This window comes from Haladaptatus sp. HS23 (assembly GCF_056892285.1).
Genome location: NZ_JBXGLH010000001.1, coordinates 881438 through 904290, shown reverse-complemented (window position 1 = coordinate 904290; position 22853 = coordinate 881438). Strand labels below are relative to the sequence as shown.

The 22853-nt window shown below is 61.5% G+C and carries 19 protein-coding genes; 13 read left to right on the top strand and 6 right to left on the bottom strand.

What is annotated here, in order from left to right:
- Nucleotides 1–115 precede the first annotated feature (115 nt).
- Nucleotides 116–1111, bottom strand: a complete 996-nt coding sequence (locus tag AC1XDK_RS04940) for a radical SAM protein (RefSeq protein ID WP_483348654.1) — start codon at nucleotides 1109–1111, stop codon at nucleotides 116–118.
- Nucleotides 1112–1163: 52 nt separating this feature from the next.
- On the bottom strand, nucleotides 1164–2018 hold the full coding sequence (locus AC1XDK_RS04935) for an alpha/beta hydrolase family protein (protein WP_483348653.1): 855 nt from the start codon (nucleotides 2016–2018) through the stop codon (nucleotides 1164–1166).
- A 224-nt stretch (nucleotides 2019–2242) separates the two neighbouring features.
- Between AC1XDK_RS04935 and AC1XDK_RS04930 the strand changes: the two genes are divergently transcribed.
- Entirely contained in the window at nucleotides 2243–3343 is a 1101-nt protein-coding gene (locus AC1XDK_RS04930; protein WP_483348652.1) for a DUF373 family protein, read from the top strand.
- A 227-nt stretch (nucleotides 3344–3570) separates the two neighbouring features.
- Here AC1XDK_RS04930 and AC1XDK_RS04925 read toward each other — a convergent pair whose 3' ends face one another.
- The 3 genes from AC1XDK_RS04925 to AC1XDK_RS04915 form a co-directional block, all read right to left on the bottom strand.
- Nucleotides 3571–7104 (bottom strand): DNA polymerase II large subunit, encoded by a 3534-nt coding sequence (locus AC1XDK_RS04925; protein WP_483348651.1) that lies wholly within the window; start codon nucleotides 7102–7104, stop codon nucleotides 3571–3573.
- A 1-nt stretch (nucleotide 7105) separates the two neighbouring features.
- On the bottom strand, nucleotides 7106–7525 hold the full coding sequence (locus tag AC1XDK_RS04920; RefSeq protein ID WP_483348650.1) for a PPC domain-containing DNA-binding protein: 420 nt from the start codon (nucleotides 7523–7525) through the stop codon (nucleotides 7106–7108).
- A 236-nt stretch (nucleotides 7526–7761) separates the two neighbouring features.
- Nucleotides 7762–7935: a DUF7556 family protein gene (locus AC1XDK_RS04915; protein ID WP_231185983.1), complete on the bottom strand. Its 174-nt coding sequence runs from the start codon at nucleotides 7933–7935 to the stop codon at nucleotides 7762–7764.
- 319 nt (nucleotides 7936–8254) lie between these two features.
- On the opposite strand from AC1XDK_RS04915, the gene AC1XDK_RS04910 reads away from it, so the two are divergent.
- The 12 genes from AC1XDK_RS04910 (at nucleotide 8255) to AC1XDK_RS04855 (ending at nucleotide 22458) form a co-directional block, all read left to right on the top strand.
- Nucleotides 8255–10132 (top strand): ABC transporter substrate-binding protein, encoded by a 1878-nt coding sequence (locus AC1XDK_RS04910; RefSeq protein WP_483348649.1) that lies wholly within the window; start codon nucleotides 8255–8257, stop codon nucleotides 10130–10132.
- A gap of 195 nt (nucleotides 10133–10327) precedes the next feature.
- Nucleotides 10328–11350 (top strand): ABC transporter permease, encoded by a 1023-nt coding sequence (locus AC1XDK_RS04905; RefSeq protein WP_483348648.1) that lies wholly within the window; start codon nucleotides 10328–10330, stop codon nucleotides 11348–11350.
- Nucleotides 11337–12812 carry an ABC transporter permease gene (locus AC1XDK_RS04900; protein ID WP_483348646.1) on the top strand — a complete coding sequence of 492 codons (1476 nt, stop codon included), beginning with the start codon at nucleotides 11337–11339 and terminating at the stop codon, nucleotides 12810–12812. Before AC1XDK_RS04905 ends, AC1XDK_RS04900 begins: the two co-directional genes overlap by 14 nt.
- A complete protein-coding gene (locus AC1XDK_RS04895) occupies nucleotides 12812–13888 on the top strand; it encodes an ABC transporter ATP-binding protein (protein ID WP_483348644.1) in 1077 nt (358 codons plus the stop codon). Before AC1XDK_RS04900 ends, AC1XDK_RS04895 begins: the two co-directional genes overlap by 1 nt.
- Nucleotides 13885–15216, top strand: coding sequence for an ABC transporter ATP-binding protein (locus tag AC1XDK_RS04890; protein WP_483348643.1), 1332 nt, complete (start codon nucleotides 13885–13887; stop codon nucleotides 15214–15216). The genes AC1XDK_RS04895 and AC1XDK_RS04890 overlap by 4 nt, the downstream gene beginning before the upstream one ends.
- Entirely contained in the window at nucleotides 15216–15665 is a 450-nt protein-coding gene (locus tag AC1XDK_RS04885; RefSeq protein WP_483348642.1) for a DUF7555 family protein, read from the top strand. The genes AC1XDK_RS04890 and AC1XDK_RS04885 overlap by 1 nt, the downstream gene beginning before the upstream one ends.
- Before the next feature lie 37 nt (nucleotides 15666–15702).
- On the top strand, nucleotides 15703–16266 hold the full coding sequence (locus tag AC1XDK_RS04880) for a DUF7529 family protein (protein WP_483348641.1): 564 nt from the start codon (nucleotides 15703–15705) through the stop codon (nucleotides 16264–16266).
- A 103-nt stretch (nucleotides 16267–16369) separates the two neighbouring features.
- Entirely contained in the window at nucleotides 16370–17218 is an 849-nt protein-coding gene (locus AC1XDK_RS04875) for a CBS domain-containing protein (protein WP_483348640.1), read from the top strand.
- Nucleotides 17215–18966: a glycine--tRNA ligase gene (glyS, locus tag AC1XDK_RS04870; protein WP_483348639.1), complete on the top strand. Its 1752-nt coding sequence runs from the start codon at nucleotides 17215–17217 to the stop codon at nucleotides 18964–18966. Before AC1XDK_RS04875 ends, glyS begins: the two co-directional genes overlap by 4 nt.
- Before the next feature lie 2 nt (nucleotides 18967–18968).
- Nucleotides 18969–19544, top strand: a complete 576-nt coding sequence (locus AC1XDK_RS04865) for a dolichol kinase (RefSeq protein ID WP_483348638.1) — start codon at nucleotides 18969–18971, stop codon at nucleotides 19542–19544.
- Between the two features lie 74 nt (nucleotides 19545–19618).
- Nucleotides 19619–22033, top strand: coding sequence for a DEAD/DEAH box helicase (locus tag AC1XDK_RS04860; protein ID WP_483348637.1), 2415 nt, complete (start codon nucleotides 19619–19621; stop codon nucleotides 22031–22033).
- Nucleotides 22034–22209: 176 nt separating this feature from the next.
- Nucleotides 22210–22458: a hypothetical protein gene (locus tag AC1XDK_RS04855; protein WP_483348636.1), complete on the top strand. Its 249-nt coding sequence runs from the start codon at nucleotides 22210–22212 to the stop codon at nucleotides 22456–22458.
- Here AC1XDK_RS04855 and AC1XDK_RS04850 read toward each other — a convergent pair.
- Nucleotides 22445–22837, bottom strand: a complete 393-nt coding sequence (locus AC1XDK_RS04850; RefSeq protein ID WP_483348635.1) for a universal stress protein — start codon at nucleotides 22835–22837, stop codon at nucleotides 22445–22447. The two genes, AC1XDK_RS04855 and AC1XDK_RS04850, sit on opposite strands and share 14 nt — an antisense overlap.
- Between the last annotated feature and the right edge of the window lie 16 nt (nucleotides 22838–22853).

Sequence of the window (22853 nt, the reverse complement as noted above, 5' to 3'; positions counted from 1 at the left end):
GCTCCTCGCAAAAATCTGCACCGTCAGGGCATCGCTCTGACGAGCCATCCGTTCGCTTCGCTCACGGAAACACCAAAAACTACCCGCTCACTCACGCTGTTCGTTCGCGGCAAACTCACGCCAACGGCGTCCGCTCAACGACTTGCCCGTCGTAGGTCGGATACTGTTCGACGATTTCGCCCTTCTCCACGTCTCCTTCCTCTATCATCTCTTCGAGCAACCACCACGCGACTTCGATGTGGTCGGATTTGACGGTGTAGAACTCCTCAGGGACGCCAAGGTCGGCGAACTGCCCTTCTTCGGCCCACGTCTTCCCGTAAATCAAGGTGCCGTCGTCGGTCACGTCGTCGAACTCGCGGCGAATCTGGCGGGCCATCCGCTTCAGTCGGTTGCGGTGTTGAGCGGCGTCCTTGAACACCGAGGTACAGAAGTACGTCCGCGGATGGTCGCCCATCACGTCGAGGATATCCTCCTTCGACCCGTCGACGGCCGACATGTGTCCCTCCTGAAGTTCGAACCCTTCGGCCTGCATCCGGCGGTAGTTCCCCTGTGACATCTCGAACTCGTTGATGTTGCAGAAGTCCGCCGCGCCCTCGTCCAAGAAGTCGAGGAACTCCTCTTCGGCGCGGATGCCCGGTATCTCGAACGCGGGGGTGAGTCCCTCCTCACGGGCGATGTAGAGGATGTCCTCCCACTCGGTTCCGTGCAGGTCGCCCCACTGTTCGTACGGTGGGTGGAAGCGTATTTCGTCCAATCCGGCCTCCGACAGTCGGCGCATGTTCTCCCGCCCGCCCGTGATTCCGGTGTAGAGGTGTGTGTGATGGTCCTCGCCGAACTCCTCCTTGAGGAGCGAGAGGTACCGACAGGTCTTGTTCATCGCCTCTTGGGGTTCGCCACCCGTGATGGACGTGCCGAGCGCGTTCATGCGATTTGCCTCCGTAATCACGTCCTCGTCGTCCTCGACGAGTCGTTCGTTGGCGTACACGTCGGTGACGTTCTTCCGGTTCTCGCCGAGGGGGCAGTAAAAACAGTCGCGCTGGTCGCAATAGCCGTAGACGAAGAGCACCATCTTCCCGCCTTCGGCACACTGTTCACAGCCCTTGGAAATCATTCGTTGTACCGTTTTACCCGTGGAGCCTCAAAAAGCGTGCGAATCGCTCCGCTCACCCGCAGACCGTCCGTAGGAGGCTGTTCATTATCGACCACGTCTCTTCCGGGTTCGATTCGACCACGGCCTGTCCGTGTTCGCTTCCGCTCACCTGTTCGAGGCGTGCGGGATTCTCGGCGGCCTGTTCCATCCGGTTCGCCGTCCGAATGTACTCCTCGTCATCGCCTTGGCTCACGACGAACAGTTTCCATCCCTGCATCTCGGCGGCGATGTCCTCGTCCCCCTCCGGCGAGAGTGCAAACGTCCCGTCCACCGTTCCCGAATCCGCCTGTGCGTTCGCCTCGATGACCGCGTTCGCTCCCGCACCGGCACCGACGACGAGGACGTGTTCCACGCCGACCCGCTCACGCAGGTAGCGAATCGCGGCGAGTACGTACTCCGACGCGGTGTTACCCTTCAGTTTCACGTCGATGGTGAGGCAGGTGTTCCCGTTCTCTGCGAACCGCTTCGCCATCGGGAGCCAGCTTTTCCTGTCGAAGCCAGCGTCGTGAGCGAAGACGAGTCCACACTCGCCATCGCCCAGAAGCGTGCCCCGAACCACGGCCCCGCTCTCGGTCGAAAACTCGACGTCGCCACCGCCTTCCGGTGGTGGGGTTTCGGTCGTCGTCCCCTCCGTCGTAGTTGTCTCCTCAGTGGACGTTTCCGTCCCCGTGTCCATCGTTTCGGTCGCCACGTCGGTCCCGGTACCTGTACTCGTCGACCCGTCGGCGGTTCCGGTCGTCCGCGTACCGCCGGTCGTTTCGGCGCTCGACGTCTCGTCGTCGCCGCTAGACGAACATCCTGCCAGTGCCGCCGTCGCTGCTACCCCGACCGCACGGAGAAGACGGCGGCGTGTCGGCGTTCCAGTCATTGGTCGAAGACTCCCGTATGAGGGTATTATTATTCGCGGGCTAATGTCGACCGTACAACGTCAAACCCACCGTTTAGACCGTTCATTCGACTGTCCCGGCCGTTTCTGTCATCCACACTGTTCGTCCCTTCTGAATGTCGGTGGTTCCCCCTCCTTCCCGTCGGACGACACCAGTACCGGCCGCTCCCGAAAGCAATTAACCATCCGTCGCGTACCACTCGGCAATGCTGTTGGTGTTGTGTGTGGACCTCGACGACGACCTCGGTCGAAAAACCCGATTCGACACGCCGGTCGTCGGACGGGATGAGGTCGAAACTGCCGCCGTCGCGCTCGCCACCGCAGACCCCGAGGACAGCGACGTCAACGTCATGTTCGAAGGGGTCCACCTCTACGACCGAATCCGCGCCGACGAGAGCGTCGAAGTCGCCATCGTCACCGGAAACGAGGGGGGCGACATCAGTGCCAACCGTGAAGTCGGCGAGGAGGTGGACACCGTCCTCGCCAGTCTCAGTACCAGCGAGGAGATTACCACCGTCATCGTCACGGACGGGGCACAGGACGAGAGCGTCATTCCGGTCATCCGCTCCCGCATCCCCGTCGATGGCGTCCGCCGGGTCGTCGTCCGACAGGCACAGGACTTGGAATCGATGTACTACACCATCAAACAGGTATTGGACGACCCCGAAACCCGCGGCACGATTCTCGTCCCGTTGGGTATCCTGTTGCTCATCTATCCGCTCGCGCTCGGCGCAGACCGGATCGGGATGCCCGGCAGCGCCGTCTTCGGCGGCATCTCGGGGCTCCTCGGACTGTACATCCTCTTTCGCGGCCTCGGCCTCGAACGCCTGGTCGACCGTCTCGCGGAGAAGACCCGACGGAGCCTCTACTCCGGTCGCGTGACGCTCATCACCTACGTCGTCGCCGCCGCGCTCCTCGTCATCGGCGGCGTCAGCGGCATCGAAACCCTCGAGGCCGTTCGCGTACAGAACGACGGCCGGAGTCTGGGCGCACTCCGCGTCCTCGCGGCGCTCATCTACGGTGCTGTCGTGTGGTTCTCGGCGGCCGGAATCACGTCCAGCCTCGGGCAAATCACCGACGAATACCTCGCCGACGAGTTCGAATGGCGCTACCTGAACGCGCCGTTCTACGTCCTCGCCATCGGCGGCGTGCTCTACGCCGTCAGCGCCTACTTCCTCAGTCGCGCCTCGCTCCAGTTCCTCGCCGGAATGCTCACCGCGGGAACTCTCCTCGGCCTGACCAGCACGCTCATCTTCGCCATCGCCGAATCCCGATATTCGAGGTCAGGACAGGCGCGAGCGAGTTAGGAATGTCGTTTCCGCGTCCCCAACTTTTCGGGTGGCGCGCGCTGGCGAGGCGACGTGGCCTCTCTCAGCCACGTCGCCTCGGTGAAGTCGTGTGAGGGACGACTGAGCGGATGCGAAGGAGTCGGTTGGGGAGGGTGTGGTTGATGCGGCGCGGTGGCGGTGCGGTCATGTGACGTCTGTACTCGTGGACCCATGCAAACCAACTACGATTCGCCGGTTCCAGTGAGTCACATGAAGTCCGCGATTCCGGACTGCTTGTTTTTATCATTTTCAAACACGCTCTCCAACGAGCGTTCCAGAATCCGAAGCCGTTGTTTCGTGTACTCGCGGCAGTCGTACTCGTCGGCGACCTGAATCGCGGTGTCCATGTACTTGTTCACCGAGCCTTGGTGAACGGTCAGGTTCACCCGGCCGCCACACTCCCGGCAGTCACCCGAGAGCGGCATCCGGCGGTACTTCACGCCGCAGTCCAGACAGCGGGTTTCCTGCCGCGAAAAGGCACGCAGGTTCCCGATGAGGTCCGGCAGGAAATGCCCCTCGATGACGCGCTCCGCCACGTCGGTCTGGTCCACGGCGCGGGTCTTCCGGGCCAGTTCCAACTGGGCGTTCATCTTGTCCATCATCGACCCGAGCGTCTTGTACGCCGAGAGGTCCGGCCCGAGCGCGATGTTCGAGGTGTCGTGGGTGTGTCGAAAGCCGGTGTATTCGCGGTCGGTTCCCAGATACTCCTCCGCGATGGTGATGTCCACGTCCTCCGGGTCGGCCATCTCCAGCGTCGCCTCGTAGAACTCGCGTGGATACCGGTCCACGATGTCCATGTTGTGTGCTTCGTCGTCGATTTCCGAGGGGTCGATGCGCGAGGACATCACCAGCGGCGCGTCCATCTGCCCCCCGCGCTTGTCCGGCAGGAACTCCTTCGAGAAGTTGAGCAGACCGTCCATGAGGAGCATCACGCAGTCCTCGTCGCCGTCGCAATTCCTCCGCTTCGCCGCATGAAAGTACGGGTGTGCGTACCCCACTGCCGCGCTGGTAAAGCCGATGACCCGACCGACGACGGCGGCGGAGGTGTGGGGTGCCATCCCGAAGACGAGTTCGCCGACCAAGTCGTCGCGCTCGTCCATGTCGTAGAACGGTTCGAGACCGTAGTAATCGTCGAGCAACTCGTCCACGAAGTCGGCGGTTTTGAGGAGGTGAGTGGCCGCGCCGTCCGAGAGAACGATGTCCTGCACGCGGAGTTCGACGAGTTGGTCGTCGTGTTGGAGCGGTTCGCCGTGGATGTCCTCGTCGTAGCCGAGCGCGCGGAGTTGCCCCGGTTCCACGTCTAATTCGGACGGTCTGACGGACGTGACGGGGAGGTCGGTCATGTCGTAGCGAATCGTGCCGTCCTTGAACGCGCTGACGTCGTGTTTCGCGCGGAGAACACCCTTCTCGATGGGTTCGGGCGTCTTGTGCGCCGAAGTGAGTCCCTTGACGCCTTTGAGCGTATCGAAGACGTTCGGACGCTCGCCGACCGATTCGAGCGCCCCGCGGAACTCGTCGTTCATCTCTATCGTCTGCCACTCGACGCTCGTCGCCGGGACTTCACAGCGGGGGCACTCGGCCCGTCCCGCTTGGTCCGGTTCGACGCGCGTTTCACAGTCGGGGCAGCGGAACACCGGATAACTGTTACCGCCGCACTCCGGGCACCGGCATTTGAACGTCTCGGTGCCACAGTCTTCACACTCCCGGCGACCGATCCGCACTTCGATTTGGCCGCGCTTTCCGGACATTCCCTCGGTGTGGGAGGCGGCTTTCGCCACGTCGCGCTGGTCGCCACCTGCTTCGCCGAGTGGAAAGAGGGTGTGGACCGCGGGACTCATCTCACGCTTCTCGGACTTCTCGGGCCGCCCCATTCGGTTCCCGATTCGCGTCGGTGCGCGCTCTCGAACCGAGAACGGCGCGACTTCGTTGACCGCTTTCACGGCGTTGTCTCCGGGTTCGTTCTCGCCCCACTCGCGTGCTTCCTGTGATAGCGTGTCCCACGTGCGCGTGAGGTCGGCGTCGAATCCGAGCGACCGAACGAGCGCTTTCCATTCGGGTATCTCCAACACTTCGCCCTGTCTGTGTTCGATGAGCAGGTGTTCGAGCGCCGTCCGAACCGTGTCGGTGTTCGAAAGCACGAGTCGCCCGTCTCGAACGTCACCCGCTTCGACAGCATCCACTACTGCCTCGAACTCCGACACGGAGATGTCGTGCCAGAGGTGGGTGAACTTCGGATGAAGCGGTGCGTCGTACTCCGTCGCCCACTCTATCGCCTCCTCGGCGCGAGGGTCTTTGAGGGCGATGTGCGGGTCGTCGCGCATCGCCTGTACGTCGGCACCGGCGTGTTCGAAGTCCTGTACCCACCACTCGAACACGTAGGACGCGGGCGGGAGCGGATGGTTGTTCTCCACGAACTCGCCGTAGTTGACGAGGTATTCGCCGAGGTCGAGTATCTCCTCGACGCCGTTTCGGATTTCGAGCGCCTCGTCGGTGTCGTCGATGCGACGCACGTCGCCGTTCGCCAGCCGGACGGTCGGTCCCTCGATGGTATCGACGGGGATAACGCCGCCCGCCTTTCCGGGGCGTTCGGTTTTGATTTGGGTTCCCGTCGCGAGGAAGTCGTCCACAAGGTGCATCGTCGCGGGCTGCACACCCGCCGTCGCGAAGCCGTGGTTTCGCGCCCGCCCGTAGCGAAGTCGGAACCCGCCGGGACGGGACGGGTGGGTGAACACGGGACGTCCAGCGATAAGGTCGCGGAGGAACTTCGTCGCCTCGCCGACGCGAGGCGGTCCGTGTAGTTCGTCGGTTTCTCCTTCCTCTCCGTTTTCCCCATCTTCCTCCTCGCCGTCGCTGGCGTCGTCCGCTTCCTTCTCGTCTTCCTCCGATTCTCCGTCGTTCTTTCCGATGGTGCCGTCGATGAGGTCCTGCAACCACGGCCAGTCGACTTCGTCTAAATCCCGGGTGTATCGCTGAATCTTCGGCGCTTTGAGCGCGATACCTTCCGCCAGAACGAGACACATACCGCCACGGGCGCTGTTGGTGTCCACGCGGTCCAAATCACGGAACCCGGACACCTCCTCGTCGCCCGTCGCCTCCCCGTCCAGCATGACGGGCATGTTCTTGGCGATGAACTTCGACTCCTTGTCCTTCGGGGAGTACTGGAGGCCGGTTTCGGAGTCGTAGAGGTTTATCTCCTCAGCGTAGCGCTCGATTTCGTCGTCACGCGCCTTGTACTCGCCCAGTCCGATGAGCGCTCGCGTGTAGTCCGCGACGAGGACCGAAAGCGCCTGTGCCGTCCCGCCCGCCGAACGAATCGGTCCGGCGTAGTAGACGTTGACGAACTCCGTGCCGTCGTCGTTTTCGAGGAGTTCCACGCGGTCGATTCCCTCGATAGGCGCGGCGACGACACCCTCCGTCAACAGCGCAACCGCGGTGCGAACTGCCCCCTCGATTTTCCCGGCACGGGTCTCGTAATCCCCGACGTTGCCGTCCGCGAAGTCCTTCGCAAGTTCGAGGGCGGCCTCCTCGCGGGACATTTCGCCTTCGAGTTCGCGGACGCGTTCCGCGACGTTCTCGATACCGAGGATGTTCTCCACCCGGTCTGCCATGTCCTGTGCGACCGGAATCTCGACTTCGGGTTGCGGGTCGCTGCTGCGCTCTTTTGCCGCCTCCGCCACGTCGAAGGCTTCGTCCAACCGCGACTCCAGTCGCTCGAAATACTGCCGATCTTCGTCGCGCATGTCAGAGCCAGAGGTCCAAGTCGGTCGAGTCGTCGTGTTCCCGGACGAGTGGTTCTTCGAACGTCCGCATGTACAACTCTCCGGCAAACACCGTCGCGGAGTCGAGATGCCCGGCGAGCGACTGCCCCGACCGTCGGGAGAGAACGGCGTGAGTGTGCGCGAACCGCTCGCCGTCGAGGAGCGCGATGTTGCCGACACACGAGGCGACTTCGAGCGGTTCGTCGAACCGAACCTCGCGGTACTCCGTTTCGTCTTGGTCGTAGAACCAAACTTCGGCGTCCTGTACCGCGCCCATCGCGATGAACCACGCGGCATCGACACCCTCGTCGTCGGCTAATGTTTCGATCTCTCCACGCCAGTCCGCTCCGTGTCCGAGTCGGGCAACGAACTCCCGTTCCCCGGCGACCTCCCGATAGTCCATGTCTGCAAGAGACAGCGTCCGGGGAAAAAAAGGTTCAGTATCGCCCGTCGGGTTTCTGCTTGGCGCGCCAGTATGGGTCCCTTTCCCGAATACGCCGTTCGTTCCAGCAACCGTTCCCTGAGTACGGTGTCCGTTCCAGTCAAATCATCTACCGTTTCTCGCGACCGCTCGTCGTGAGGTGAAAAGTGAAACCGTGGTGAGAGGGCTGTTCGGGGTCGAAGTGGTTTCGAGGGGGACTATCGCCAGTTCGAGAGTGCGGCAGTGTCCGTTACTCGCATGCAAATCCACGCGTCGTCTCGGGACACGTCTGCGATGACGAGCCGTTCCGTCTGCCCGTCATCGTCCACCGAGGCCATGACCTCGGAGTCGTTTGCAAGCGACACCGACATTGCTGCCGTATCCGGCGTCATACTTTGAGAGTGTGTACCAAGGGATATAAGGCCACCGAAACGCCGACAGCCGGTCTAGCCGGAGATACGACCTTCTTGAAAGATCAGGTAAAATAGCCGACAACGATGTATTTCATGAAAATAACACCACGTTTCCCGTTCAGTTTTGCCAACGTGTCACCTTTTCACATTTTATATTCTTTCCAACCATTGAGAAAAATATTTCTTCAACATAATACCCGAATCGGCTACGAACTGCAATAAACCACGTGCTTAAGACCGTAACGATGCCAATACTAAACGGTAAGTTTATCCGGTATGATACACAATCCGAGGGTGGATGACAGATACTGACAACCTGACCCGTCGGCGGTTCCTACAAGCAACTGGAGGTGCGGCATCGGCTGTCGCGCTCGCCGGATGTACCGGTGGCGACGACAACGGTAACGGTAATGGCGACGGCAACGGCAACGGCAACGGCGACGGCAACGGCGACGGTAACGGTAGCAGCGGTGGAAACACGCTGCAACTCATGAACTCGACGGTGACCACGTTGGACCCGGTGAAAGCGGCAGACACCGCGTCCGGCACCATCATTCAGCAGATTTTCGACTCCCTCATGAACTATCCGAACGGGGAGATTGCCGTCGAGAAACAGCTCGCTAAAGGGCACGAAGTTTCCGACGACCAGAAGACATACACTTTCCACCTCAAAGAGGGCGTCAAGTTCCACAACGACAAGGAAGTCACGGCGAAAGACGTCGTTTACTCCTGGCGGCGTCTCGCCGAATCGAAGAACTCCCGTCGGCAGTACTTCATTCTGAGCTCTATCGGCGTCAAACACGAAACGACGACGAAGACGTACACGGACGACGACGGCGAACACGAACTGACCGTCGCAAAGGCGAACTCGCTCGCACTCAAGGCGAAGGACGACTACACCCTCGAGATGACGCTCGAGAAGCCGTTCCACGCCACGCTCGAGATGCTCGCCTACACGTCCTTCGCGGCAGTCCCCGAAGGCATCGTCGGCGACATCGAAGGCTACGACGGCGAGATGAAACAGACCAAGTTCGCAACGAAGAACCCCATCGGTGCCGGACCGTTCAAGTTCAAGAACTGGCAGACGAACGTTTCCGCCGAAGTCGAGAAGTACGACAACTACCACGGTGACGTCGCGAAGGTCGACGCGGTCCACTGGAAGATCTCCTCGAACTCCGAGGCGATGTACAACTACGGTGCCGTGAGCCAGAACGCGGACATGGGTTACGGGAGCCACTTCATCCCGACGTCCAAATACAACGCCGACAATATCAGCGATACGAGTACGGACGACCTCGGTCGGACGGTCGGTAAGTACGGTCCCGTCAAGGGCAACACGCTCGACTACCTCGGCGTATCGACCATCAACACCTACTACATGGGCTTCAACACAGCGGCGGTTCCGAAGGCCGTCCGTCAGGCCGTCGCCTACGCGGCCAACCAGGAAACCATCGTCGAGGAAGTGTTCAAGGGCCGTGGTGCACCGGCATACCACCTCACGCCCCCGATGATCTACCCCGGCGGTGCGCCGAAGTACAAGAGCCACGCCGAGAGCAAGTACCCGTACAGCTACAACGAGTCCAACCTCGAAAAGGCGAAGAAGGTGATGGAGGACGCTGGCTACGACCAGAACAACAAGTTCAGCTTCACCTTCACCGTCTACAAGTCCTCTTCGACGTGGCCCAAACTGGCCGGACTCCTCCGCGACCAGCTGCAGTCGGCACACATCGAGATGGAGATTCAAAAGACGGCGTTCTCCACGCTGCTGCAGCAGGGTCGTCAGGGTAAGCTCGAAGCCTACTCGCTCGGATGGATCATGGACTGGCCCAAGCCGGACAACTTCCTCGGCCTGCTCTACCCGCCGCTGACCGACACGTCGAAGGATTCGCCGCAGTCGTACACGAACTGGTCGGGTACGCCCGCCGCGAAGAAGGCGACGAAGGCGTGGGAGACGATTCAGAACAACAGCGGTCCGACGGACAAGGAGATGAAGGCCCGGCAAGAGGCCTACGTCAAGATGGAAGAGGCCAACTGGGAGGACGTCACCTTCCTCAACATGTACCACGGTCTCTCCGAGCGCTTCGCCTTCGAATGGGTCGACGCGCCGAAGTTCGGTGGCGCTGGCTACAGTCGCCAGATGTACAATAAGGTCAAGCTGAGCGAACGGAACAAATAACGGCAGACAGTCGTTCATATTTCTTTTTCCGTCCCGTTAGCGGTGTCTATGTCCAGAAAATGGCGGTAATGCTATCGCAAGACATAATGAGAGGAACGCAAAATACGTATCCGTATCAGCCATGAACGCGGTTACCATTGGGTGCAACCTACCGCACGACACGATTACGCTTGAGCAGGAGGTGAACCGGACGGCATGAGTCGATGGCGCTACTTTGGTCGTCGACTGCTCCTGTCCGTTCCCATCCTGATATTCGGAATGACGATAACGTTCATCGTCCTCCGTATGGGTCCTATCGACCCCGTTGGAGCAATCCTCGGGCCGACCGGAGACCCGCAGGCATACCAGCAGATCAAGAATCAACTCGGCCTTAACCAGCCGTTGTGGGCACAGTACATCGACTACATGACCAACATGCTCACCTTCAACTTGGGCAAGTCGTGGGTGCTGTTCCCCGACCGCACGGCGACTTCGCTCATCATCGAATACGCCCCGCGAACCATTTGGTTGGGCTTTTGGTCGGTCCTCATCGCCGTCTTCGTCGGTATCCCGCTCGGATTCTACGCCGGACTCAACCCGAACTCGTGGAGCGACTACTTCGCTTCGTTCGGCGGTATCGTCTGGCGTGCGATGCCGAACTTCTGGTTGGCCGTCATATTCCTCTCCGTCCTTGCGGACTCCGAAAACGTTCTGTTCGGATTCGATTGGCAGAACTGGCTCGTCCACACCACCGTCATCGGTGTTCCGTTCAACGACCCACAGGAATTGACGAACCCACACGGACTTCTGGCGGCTATCAAGAAAATCGCACCGGCGGCCATCGTCCTCGGTTCCGCATCGATGGGGAACGAGATGCGTATCGGCCGGACCGCCGTGTTGGAGACGGTGAACTCGAACTTCATCGAGACCGCACGCGCAAAGGGTGTCCCGCCGCGTTCGCTCGTCTGGAAACACATCTTCCGGAACGCGCTCATCCCGCTCGTTCCCATCATCACGGGCGAAGCGTTCCTGCTCATCGGCGGTTCGGTGCTCGTCGAGTCGGTGTTCGACATCAGCGGCCTCGGGAAACTGTTCTTCGAGGCAATCACTCACGGCGACCTGCCGCTCGTCGGGTCGCTGATGTTCATCTTCATCCTGCTCGTCGTGATAATCAACATCGTACAGGACATCCTGTACACCCTCATCGACCCCCGGGTCGGTTACGATGGAGGCGCCTGATATGAGTTCCAATTCGAACATTCGAGAAGAGCGTCCGCTTCGTGAACGAATCGCGGACAACCCACAACCGGCCATGCTATGGCTCGCCGGATTCCTGTTGCTCGTCGCGATAGAGTTCGGTGCCCTGTCCGGCATGATAATGGCGGTTCCGTGGGCATCGCTGATGGACAAACTGCCGTTCCTCAAACCCATCGCCGCACCGTTCGCCACGCTCGGCGACGCGCTGGCGAACTTGCCGACGCTCCTATCGAGGGAGATATTCGACAACACCGGGTGGCAGTCGCCACAAGGTGGCTGGAAAGGGACGTTCCTCGGGCTCTCCCCGGCTATCGTGTGGGGGATTCGTACCGTCCTCATCTATGCCTACTCCCTCGCCTTCCTGTACTGGATATGGCGCGGCTACCTCACCTTCCGGCAGCACTATCGGTACGCCGACTGGACCCCGCGTGACGACATGGTGAACCGGTTCCGTCGCCACTCGTGGGGACTGTTCGGGTTCGTCGTCATCTTCATGTTCGTCGTGATGGCCATCTTCGCCCCGTCACTGGGGACGACGACCATCGAGCGGAACATCGAAAACCCGTACTCCTACAGCGTGCACTACCTCGACAAGGACACCAACCAAGTCGAGGAGATAACCATCGGTGATGCGAACCTCGGTTCGGCGTCGGAAGGGTCGAGTAACGTCGGCCCGATGACCTACGACGACTACGGTCGATGGCACCCGTTCGGTACGTTACCGAACGGGAAGGACCTGTACACATTCATGGTGCATGGCGCTCGCGTCTCGCTGTTCATCGGCGTCACCGCCATCGCGGTGAGCGGCCTCGTCGCGACGGCGTTCGCGCTGCTGACGGCCTACTACAAAGGGCTCGTCGACCTTAGCGTCGTCATCGTCGGTGACTCGCTCATGTCGCTCCCGCGCCTCCTGCTCCTCATCATGCTCTCGGCCGTTTTCCAGGACACGTGGATTGCGGGGGTCTACAACGGTGGGCTCTTACTTGCGTTGCTGTTCGCCGGAACGGGATGGCCGTTCCTCTGGCGTGCGGTGCGCGGTCCGGCGTTCCAAGTGGCGGAACAGGAGTGGATCGACGCGGCGAAGAGTTTCGGACAGAGTCCGATAACGACCATGAAAAAGCACATGGCACCGTACATCCTCGGCTATCTGCTCGTCTACTCCTCGATGACCCTCGGCGGCATCATCATCGCGATAGCGGGACTGTCGTTCCTCGGCCTCGGCATCAACCAACCTACGCCCGAATGGGGACGTGCAGTGAGCCTCGGACAGGGGTACGTGGCGGGTCCCTCGTGGCACATCTCGCTCATTCCGGGTATCCTCATCGTGTTCGTCGTCACCGCCTTCAACGCGCTCGGTGACGGCATCCGCGACGCCGTCGACCCACAGAGCGAAACCGGCGACGACACCGGTGCCGAAGTCGCCGCGACCGGAGGTGGCGCATAATGGCGTCGCGCCAGCGCGTCTCCTCGATGGCCGACATGGAGCCGATTCTCAGCGTCGAGAACCTTCAGACGGCCTTCTTCACCGACAAGGAAGTCATCCGGGCCTGTGATGGCGTCTCGTTCGACATCAAGCCCGGAGAGACGGTCGGTATCGTCGGCGAATCCGGGTCCGGAAAGAGCGTCACCGCACGCTCCATCATGGGCCTCGTCGACTCGCCGGGTCGCATCCTCGACGGAAGCATCCGGTTCAAGGGCGAGGAGTTGACGACGAAGAGCGAAAAGGAGTACCGACAGATTCGCGGCGGCGACATCGCGATGGTGTTCCAGGACCCCCTCACGAGTCTGAATCCCGTGTACTCCGTCGGAAACCAGATCAAGGAGTCGCTCCGTCTCCATCAGGGACTGACGGGAACGGAAGCGACCAAGGAAGCCATCAACCTGCTCGAAGCGGTTGGTATCCCGGACGCGGGACGGCGGATTCGTGAATACCCCCACGAGTTCTCGGGCGGGATGCGTCAGCGCGCGGTCATCGCCATGGCGCTCGCCTGTGACCCCGAACTCCTCATCTGTGACGAACCGACGACGGCGCTCGACGTGACGATTCAGGCTCAAATCCTCGAACTCCTCGACGAACTTCAGGAGGAACGCGACCTCGGCATCATGTTCATCACGCACGACATGGGCGTCATCGCGGAAATCGCGGACCGCGTGAACGTGATGTACGCGGGCGAAATCGTCGAGAGTGCGCCCGTCGTGGAGTTGTTCGAAAACCCACGACATCCCTACACGCAGGGACTTCTTCGGAGCATTCCCGGGAACAACCCGGACTCGGACCGACTCGTCACCATCGAGGGCGACGTTCCGACGCCGAACGAACCGGCGACCTACTGCCGGTTCGCCCCTCGGTGTTCCGAGGCGTTCGACTCGTGTGACAAGGTCCATCCGGTCCCCGTCGAAGTCAACGGTGAGGCGGATGACCACACGGCGGCGTGTCTGCTGTACCCCGAAGACGTATCGCAATCCGAAGCCATCGACGTGCATCGAAATGCCGAAAGCGAAACTGAGGAGGAACTATGAGCGAAGTACAACAGAGTAAATCCACTTCCGTCTCCGAAGGCGAGACGCTCGTCGAGATAAACGACCTGAAGACCTACTACGGCGACGGCGGTCTCATCGATTCGACCCCCGTCAAGGCCGTCGACGGTGTTTCGCTCGAAATCAGTCGCGGCGAGACGCTCGGACTCGTCGGCGAATCCGGCTGTGGGAAATCGACGCTCGGCCGAACGCTCATCCAGTTGGAGCAGGCGACTTCCGGCGAGGTGCTGTTCGACGGCACCGACATTACGGAACTGTCGGGCAAGGACCTCAAGAACTGGCGACGCAACAGCCAGATGGTCTTTCAGGACCCCGAATCCAGCCTCAACGACCGGATGACGGTCGGTGAAATCATCCGCGAACCGCTGGACGTTCACGACTGGAAGACCCCACGGGAGCGCCGTCAGCACGTCCGAGAACTCCTCGACGTGGTCGGGTTGCAGCCCGAACACTACTACCGATACCCCCACCAGTTCTCCGGCGGGCAGCGCCAGCGTATCGGCATCGCCCGCGCGCTCGCGCTCGAACCCGAGTTCATCGTGCTGGACGAACCCGTTTCGGCGTTGGACGTGTCCGTGCAGGCCCAAATCCTCAACCTGCTCGAAGACTTGCAGGACGAGTTCGGCCTGACCTACCTGTTCATCGCCCACGACCTCTCCGTGGTTCGGCACATCTGTGACCGCGTGGCGGTGATGTATCTCGGTCACATCATGGAACTCGGACCGGCGGAGGAACTGTTCGAGAACCCGAAGAACCCGTACACGATTTCGCTCCTCTCGGCGATTCCGGACCCCGACCCGACGAGTCGCGGCGAACGCGTCACGCTTCGGGGAACGCCCCCGAGTCCCCGCGACCCGCCGAAGGGATGCCCGTTCAGCACGCGATGCCCGATGAAGATTCGACCCGAGGAGTTCCAAAACGTGGACGACGAACTCTGGCTCAACATCGAAATCTTCCGCGAAGTCGTCCGCGCACGGTCACGCGCGGACCGGTCGGTGACGGACCAAGTGAAAGAGCTCCTCGGCATGGAGACGCGATTCTCCGACATCGGGGAAATTCAACAGGAACTGTTCGCCGACGTCACCATCCCGCGGAACGTCCAACAGCACATCGACGAGGCATCGGGCTACATCGAGAACAACGACGAACAGCAGGCTCGCGAGTACCTGCGCGACGTGTTCGGAAGCGTCTGTGATTCGGACTCGCCCGGCGACAACGTGGTGAGCGACTCCGGTCGCTTCAGCCACTGTCACCGCCACCTCGACGACTACGAGGAGCCTGACGAGTTCACGCCGTACACGATGCGGTAATGGATTCGCTGGACCGGTCTCCACGACGGGGACGACAGGTGCTCGACGCACTCGTCTACGCCATCGTAGTGACCGGTGTGGCGTTCGCCATCGGGGGCGTCGTGAGTTTCCCGCTCGGCGGTGGCCTGCTCGGCATCAAATACTTCCTGTTCTTGGTCGGCTTCGTGCTGTTCGGATACGGCGCGTTTCAGTTGCGTCCGTCCCGAGCGTGGAACGTGGACAAATCCGGCGACGAAATCGAAATCGAGCGCAACGAGAAGACCGGCGAAGTCGTCGGTTCGCGCGAGGAGACGCGATTTCAGTCCGCCGTGCAGCGACTGCCGCCGCTTTCGCGCTATTCGATTCCCCCCGAGGAGCGGTTCCCGCCCGGCGCGAAACTGTTCCTCGCCAGCGTCGCCATCCTCCTCACGTCGTTCCTCATGGAAGCCGTGTTCGGCGTTGGCGTGTAACAACAGTTTTTACCGCTTCGGCACCTGACATCGCGGTATGCCAGAAACCGGCGACGATGAAGGCAACTATGCCGAGCGAATCGCGGCGAACGCGGACGCGGAGAAGGACGCGTGGGGAATGACGCTCGAAGACATGAACATGATGGCCGACGACCTCGAATCCGAGGGGTGGGACGTCGTCAAAGTTCCCGCCAGTCACACCGCACCGGAAGGTCCTGAGGCGGGCGATACCGACCGATTCGGTCTCGTCTACGTCATCCCGGACAACTACGCCGATGACTTCCGCGAAGCGGTCGAGGAGGGTACGTTCCCGCAGTATCAGGTCTTCCGCAAGGAGATGGAATCGCGCGTGTTCATGCTCACGCAGTTCCTCGACCCCGACACCCAAACCGCGATTCTCATCGCGGGGACATACGAGATGATGCACGCCCCGCCGCTCGTGAAAACCGCGGTGAGAGAAGAGGAGATGTTCAGCCACGTCCAGACCTTGGACGGCATGGTTCACGGAACGTTCCGCCACGACGACCACACCAAGTTCTTCCCCGACCCCGAAAAGTACCAGAACTACGTCGTCGAAGCGAACGTCGGCGATGACGAGTAGTCGCGTCCCGCCGCGTCGATGCCCGATTTTCTCGCCGCTCGCTCGTTTTTCCTCCCCCGGTGGTTCGTAGGGTACAAGAAGGGTGAAACCGTATCCCGCGGATATGAACGTTGCCGAAGCGATGACACCCCGGTCAGACGTAGTTACTGTCGAGCTTCCGGGCACGCGCGACGACGTGCTCGAATACTTGCAGGAACGCTCGTTCTCCTCCGTGCCGGTCGTCAAACAGACCGACGACGGCGAGCAGTATCGCGGTCTCATCTCGCGCGATGACCTCATCGAACACCCCGACGAGGACCAACTCGCCATGCTCATGCGGGACGTGGCGACGACGACGCAGGATACCTCCATCGAGGACGTCGCCGCCCTGATGCTGGACGAACGAATCCGCCGCGTCCCAGTCGTGGACGGTGAACTCGAAGGGATCGTCACGGTGACGGACGTGGTTCGCGCCATCGCCGAGGACGAAGCCGACGGCGATACGAAGGTCGGCGAACTCGCGAGTCCCGACGTGAACACGTGTTACGCCGAGACGCCGCTGACCGTCGCCGAACGCGAAATCTACTACGCGAACGTCCCCTACGCCATCACGCTCGGCGACGATGGTGAGATGACGGGTATCCTCACGGAGGTCGATATCATCGAAGTCGCGCAGGTCGTCGAAGGCGAGGACGACACCGGGGGCAGTATCGCGAACGAGGACGACGCGTGGATGTGGGAGGGAATCAAATCGGTCGGAAACAGCTACATCCCCACGCGGAACGTCCAGATTCCGTCCGCCCCCGTCAGCGAGTTCATGACGGAAAACGTGGTGACGGTCTCGAAGAACAAGACCGCGCGCGAGGTCGCACAGACGATGTTGACGAACGATATCGAACAGATTCCTCTCGTCAGCGGCGACCTGCTGGTCGGCATCGTGCGCGACGTGAACCTGCTGGAGGCGCTCAAATGACCGATTTGGTCGAACTGGCCAAACGACGAGGGTTCTTCTTCCAGTCCTCGGAAGCCTACGGCGGCGTCTCGGGCTTCTACGTCTACGGTCCGCAGGGTGCCGCGCTGAAGCGGAACATCGAGGACTCGTGGCGCGACCGGTTTCAGATACAGGAGGGCCACCGGGAGATAGAAGCGCCGACGGTGATGCCCGAACCCGTCTTCGAGGCGTCCGGCCACCTCGACGGCTTCGACGACATGCTGGTCGAGTGTCCCGAGTGTGGCGAAAGCCACCGCGCAGACCACCTCATCGAGGACAACACTGACATCGAGGACGCCGAAGCGCTTCCATTGGACGAAGTCGGCGACCTCATCGCCGACAACGACCTTCGTTGTCCGAACTGTGACACGCCGCTCGCGGGCGAACCGGTCGAGGACTTCAACCTCATGTTCTCGACGGACATCGGTCCGGGTTCGGGCCAACCCGGCTACCTGCGCCCGGAGACGGCACAGGGTATCTTCGTGGAGTTCCCGCGACTCAAGGAGTACGCCCGCAACCAGCTTCCGTTCGGTATCACACAAATCGGTACGGCCTACCGGAACGAAATCAGTCCGCGGCGGTCCATCATCCGCGTCCGCGAGTTCACGCAGGCCGAACTCGAACAGTTCATCGACCCCGAGACGGACGAACCGCCGCTCCATCTGGTCGAGGACGTGGAGGTGACGCTGTACTCCGCCCCCGCACAGAACGACGCGGACGGCGAGTATCTCCACACCACCATCGGCGAGGCGGTGGACGAGGGAATCATCGGCAGCGACTGGGTCGCCTACTACCTCGGCGTCGGTCAGGAGTGGTACGAACGAATCGGCGTGGACATGGAGCGCTTCCGCTTCCGCCAACACCTCTCCGGCGAACGCGCCCACTACGCGAGCGACTGTTGGGACGCCGAAGCCGAAATCGACGGCGACTGGATAGAGATTTCGGGCTACTCCTACCGGAGCGATTACGACCTGTCGAACCACGGCGAACACTCCGACGAGGACTTCACCGTCTTCCGGCAGTACGACGAACCGAAAGTGGTCGAACGAGCGGTGGTCGAACCCGACATGAGCTATCTCGGTCCCGAGTTCGGCGGCGCGGCCGCCGACATCGCCGAGGCGCTCCAGACCCTCGCGGAACGCGACCGAACCGCGTTCGACGGCGACGAAGTGACGGTCGAAGCCGACGGCGAATCGTACACCGTCCCCGTGGAAAAGACGGGTTTCAGCGTCGAGGAGGTAAAGGAGTCGGGCGAGCACATCACGCCGCACGTCGTCGAACCGTCCATCGGTGTCGGCCGGGTACTCTACACCGTGTTGGACCACGCCTACGAGACGGACGAAATCGAGGGCGAGACGCGGACGCGACTGGCGCTCGATTCCGAAATCGCGCCGACGACCGTCGGCGTCTTCCCGCTCATGGACAAGGACGGCATGGGCGAGAAAGCCCACGAAATCGCGGCCGAACTCCGGACGAACGGGTTCGACGTGACCTACGACGACTCGGGTAACATCGGCCGTCGATACCGACGACAGGACGAAGTGGGCACGCCGTTCTGCGTCACCGTCGATTACGAAGGCGTGGAAGACGACACGGTGACGCTCCGCGAACGCGATTCGACCGAACAGGTCCGCGTCGATGCCGCCGACCTGCCGGACCTGCTGTCGTCGCTCAAGGACGGCGACACTGCGTTCGAAGACCTCGCGGGTACGCCGCTCCAGAACCAGTAACCGTGTCGGGTGAAGTCAAGCGCAGACTGGTACACGTCAGCGGGACCGGACTCCCGGCACTGTACCTGTTGGGTTTGTTACAGTGGGAGCAGTTGCGCTGGATTCTCCTCCTCGGTTCCGGGGTTGCGCTCGTCCTCGAAATCATTCGCCTGCTCGTCGGCTTGGACTGGCAGATTTACGACGAACTCACGCGGAGTTACGAACAGGACAACCTCGCGGGGTACGCCCTCTACTTCTTCGGCATGACCGCGACGGCGTGGGTGTTCGAACCGCGAATCGCCATCCCGGCGATGCTCATGTTGACCATCGCCGACCCCATCAGCGGCCTCATCGGGTCGGGGGAACTCGGCATCAAGGCAGTTCATACCCTGTTGGTGACGTTCGCGGTCTGTGTCCTCATCGCGTCGGTGCTCGGCCTGCCGCTGCCCGCCGCGGTTCTCGGCGCAGTCACCGCGACGCTCGCGGACGGCGTCAAACCCGTCATCGCGGGCTACGTCATCGACGACAACCTCACGATTCCCATCGGGGCCGCCGTGGCCATCTTCGTCGCGTTGCGGTACCTGCCACCGATGGTCTGATTTTTGTCCCCGACGCTCCACTTTCACCCCACGACGCGAACGCTTTAACCGAATGACGACCAAACTCACGACGAATGGCGACCACGGACGCAGCAACGAACTACGTGGAACACCCCTATCTCTCGCCCTCGTTCATCGAGCGGCGACTCTACCAGATTCAACTCGCCGGAACAGCACGGAACGACCATACGCTCGTCTGTCTCCCGACCGGACTGGGAAAGACGACGGTCAGCCTGCTCGTCACGGCCGAACGGTTCGACGACGTGGGCGGGAAATCGCTCCTTCTCGCGCCGACGAAACCGCTGGTGAACCAGCACGCCGACTTCTATCGTGAAGCCCTCTCGATTCCGGACGAGGAGATAGTCGTGTTCACCGGCGAGGTTCGACCCGCCGAACGCTCGAAACTCTGGGAGTCCTCCAAGGTCATCATCGCCACGCCGCAGGTCGTGGAAAACGATATCGTGGGCGGGCGAATCGACCTCGGACCGGTGACGCACGTCACCTTCGACGAATGTCACCGTGCGACCGGTGATTATGCATACAACTACATCGCGGAGCGCTACCACGCGGACGCGAACGACCCGCTCGTCACCGGAATGAGCGCGTCGCCGGGCGGCGACAAGGAATCGATTCTGGAGGTCTGTGAGAACCTCGGACTGCACGAAGTCGAAGTGATGACGGAGGAAGACAGCGACGTCTCGACGTACACCCACGACACCGAAGTCGAGTGGGTTCGCGTGCAACTCCCCGACGAAATCATCGAGATTCGGGACGCGCTGAACGAGGTCATCTCGGACCGGTTGGAGCGCCTGAAGAGCCTCGGCGTCATCAACACGACGCGCCCGGACGTCTCGCAGAAGGACCTGAACAAGGTCCGCGGGCAGTTACAGAAACTCATCGACAACGACCAGTCGGAAGGGTACAAGGGAATGTCCGCACACGCGGAGGTGATGAAACTCCGTCGGGCGGTCGAACTCGCGGAAACCCAGAGCGTCGAATCCCTCCGGCGGTACTTCGAGCGCCAGCGTAACTCGGCCCGCTCGTCCGGCGCGTCGAAGGCGAGCCAACGCATGGTTTCGGAACCGAAGGTACAGGAGGCGATGCGGAAGGCGGTGCAGTACGAGGGTAGGCACCCGAAGTTCCGGAAGGTCAGGACCTACGTCGCCGAAACCTTGGGACTGAACGGCGGCGAGCGTATCATCGTCTTCACCGAATCCCGTGACACGGCCGAGACCCTGACGGACTTCTTCAACGACGAACTCGGGAATCAGTTGACCGCCCGGAGGTTCGTCGGACAGGGGGACAAGGACGGCAGCGACGGAATGACCCAGAAGGAACAGCAGGAAGCCCTCGACAAGTTCCGGGCGGGCGAGTTCGAGGTGCTCGTCTCCACGTCCGTCGCCGAGGAGGGGTTGGACGTGCCCGAAGTCGATTTGGTGTTGTTCTACGAACCCGTCCCGACGGCGGTGCGGTCGATTCAGCGGAAGGGTCGAACCGGGCGGCAGGCACGGGGACAAGTCGTCGTCCTCCTCGCCGAGGACACCCGCGACGAGGCGTACTTTTGGATTTCCAAACGCCGCGAGGACGAGATGGAAGAAGAGCTACGCAAACTCAAGGGCGTCGCGAAGGAAGTCGAGGAGGAACTCGACGATTCACAGCAGACGCTCGGGTCGTTCGGCGATGCGGACGGCGGGACGAAACGCGAGGTGAGCCACGGGCTACAGGAGTTCGACACGGAAGCGGCGGACGACGCGGACGACGAAGACGAGGATACGAACGACGACGCGGCGGAACCGGACGGCGTCGTGGCGACGGCGCGCAAACGCGACAACTCCGACGCCGTCGAAATCGTCGCCGACCAGCGCGAACTCGACGCCAACATCGCCCGCGACCTCTCCGCTCGGGAGGGCGTCGACGTCCGACTCGAAACGCTCGCGGTCGGTGACTACGTGTTGAGCGACCGGGTCGCGGTCGAGCGGAAGTCGGTGAGCGACTTCCTCGATACGCTCGTCGGAAGCGACCGTTCGATGTTCGAGCAGGTGGGCGATATCAACCGACACTACGCCCGTCCGGTCGTCATCATCGAGGGCGACGGCCTCTACGAGGAGCGAAACATCCACCCGAACGCGATTCGGGGGGCGATTTCGTCCCTCGCGGTCGATTTCGGCGCGAGCGTTCTCAGAACCGAGGACGAAAAGGACACGACCGACCTGCTCGAAGTCATCGCCACACGCGAACAGGAGGTCTCCGAACGCGAAATCTCGGTCCACGGGGACAAACACGCGAAGACGCTCCCCGAACAGCAGGAGTACGTCGTCGCCTCCATCGCGGACATCGGTCCGGTCACCGCTCGGGCGTTGCTCTCCGAGTTCGGAACGGTTCAGGCCGTCATGACCGCGTCGAAAGGCGACCTTATGGAGACGGAGGGGGTCGGCGAGATAACCGCCGACAGAATTCGTGAGATCATCGGAAGCGAGTACGACTCGTAAGGAGTGCTTACCGGGACACGGGGGTGCTGTATGGTATCTATTTGCACACCCTCAGTCATCGCGGCCTATATTGCACCGTTTGCCGCTCGTATGGCGTCGATGACGACGCATAAACGGGGTGAACGGTCGAACCAGGTTAAATCCCCTCCTGCTGTTTACCCGGATGAGAGTAAACTATGTTACCCCGCCTCACGAGGCAGGATGACGAGGAACAGTGGAAAGTCGAGTACCGGTACGGAAAGCCACAGCACGAGACTGGTCCATCGACCAGCGAACAGGAACTGTACGGCGAACCACAACACGACGTGACGGAGGGAGCGTTCCCGACGGACTTCAACCCGGACTTCGCTTTCGCACTGCACTGGTTCGACCTGCCGAATAAGCGAGACGCCGAGGTGAAGTGTCAATCGGTCACGGAACGATAGTCACCGGGACCGTTTCGGCGCGGACGATCGCCTGGGCGGCGCTCCCGAGAATCGCCCGTTCGATGGTCCCCGATCCGCGATGACTCATGATGACGTGGTCGTAATCGTTTTCCTCCACTAATTCGAGGATGTTTTCCCCGACTCGCTCCGCCGGTCGAAACTCCAACTGCATGTCGGTCGATAGCTCCGGGTTCGACTCGACACCCGCCGATTCGAGCACCTCACGGGCACGTTCGAGTATCTCGTCGGTCGCCGGTGTCGCTTCGTCGGAAAAATGCACGACGTGCAGCGCCGCGTCGAACTTCCGGGCGAACTCCGCCGCGAACGTGAGCGCCCGAAAACTGCCCTCGGTGCCGTCGATAGGGACCAGTACGTCCATGGGATGACTGTCGGCC

Coding starts and splice junctions, on each gene's coding strand:
- AC1XDK_RS04880 (WP_483348641.1), top strand. CDS start 15,703: ATGCCAGAAACCGGCGACGATGAAGGCAACTATGCCGAGCGAATCGCG.
- AC1XDK_RS04905 (WP_483348648.1), top strand. CDS start 10,328: ATGAGTCGATGGCGCTACTTTGGTCGTCGACTGCTCCTGTCCGTTCCC.
- AC1XDK_RS04855 (WP_483348636.1), top strand. CDS start 22,210: ATGTTACCCCGCCTCACGAGGCAGGATGACGAGGAACAGTGGAAAGTC.
- AC1XDK_RS04920 (WP_483348650.1), bottom strand. CDS start 7,525: ATGGACTATCGGGAGGTCGCCGGGGAACGGGAGTTCGTTGCCCGACTC.
- AC1XDK_RS04915 (WP_231185983.1), bottom strand. CDS start 7,935: ATGACGCCGGATACGGCAGCAATGTCGGTGTCGCTTGCAAACGACTCC.
- AC1XDK_RS04885 (WP_483348642.1), top strand. CDS start 15,216: ATGGATTCGCTGGACCGGTCTCCACGACGGGGACGACAGGTGCTCGAC.
- AC1XDK_RS04940 (WP_483348654.1), bottom strand. CDS start 1,111: ATGATTTCCAAGGGCTGTGAACAGTGTGCCGAAGGCGGGAAGATGGTG.
- AC1XDK_RS04925 (WP_483348651.1), bottom strand. CDS start 7,104: ATGCGCGACGAAGATCGGCAGTATTTCGAGCGACTGGAGTCGCGGTTG.
- AC1XDK_RS04860 (WP_483348637.1), top strand. CDS start 19,619: ATGGCGACCACGGACGCAGCAACGAACTACGTGGAACACCCCTATCTC.
- AC1XDK_RS04910 (WP_483348649.1), top strand. CDS start 8,255: ATGACAGATACTGACAACCTGACCCGTCGGCGGTTCCTACAAGCAACT.
- AC1XDK_RS04935 (WP_483348653.1), bottom strand. CDS start 2,018: ATGACTGGAACGCCGACACGCCGCCGTCTTCTCCGTGCGGTCGGGGTA.
- AC1XDK_RS04900 (WP_483348646.1), top strand. CDS start 11,337: ATGGAGGCGCCTGATATGAGTTCCAATTCGAACATTCGAGAAGAGCGT.
- AC1XDK_RS04875 (WP_483348640.1), top strand. CDS start 16,370: ATGAACGTTGCCGAAGCGATGACACCCCGGTCAGACGTAGTTACTGTC.
- AC1XDK_RS04895 (WP_483348644.1), top strand. CDS start 12,812: ATGGCGTCGCGCCAGCGCGTCTCCTCGATGGCCGACATGGAGCCGATT.
- AC1XDK_RS04850 (WP_483348635.1), bottom strand. CDS start 22,837: ATGGACGTACTGGTCCCTATCGACGGCACCGAGGGCAGTTTTCGGGCG.
- glyS (WP_483348639.1), top strand. CDS start 17,215: ATGACCGATTTGGTCGAACTGGCCAAACGACGAGGGTTCTTCTTCCAG.
- AC1XDK_RS04930 (WP_483348652.1), top strand. CDS start 2,243: ATGCTGTTGGTGTTGTGTGTGGACCTCGACGACGACCTCGGTCGAAAA.
- AC1XDK_RS04890 (WP_483348643.1), top strand. CDS start 13,885: ATGAGCGAAGTACAACAGAGTAAATCCACTTCCGTCTCCGAAGGCGAG.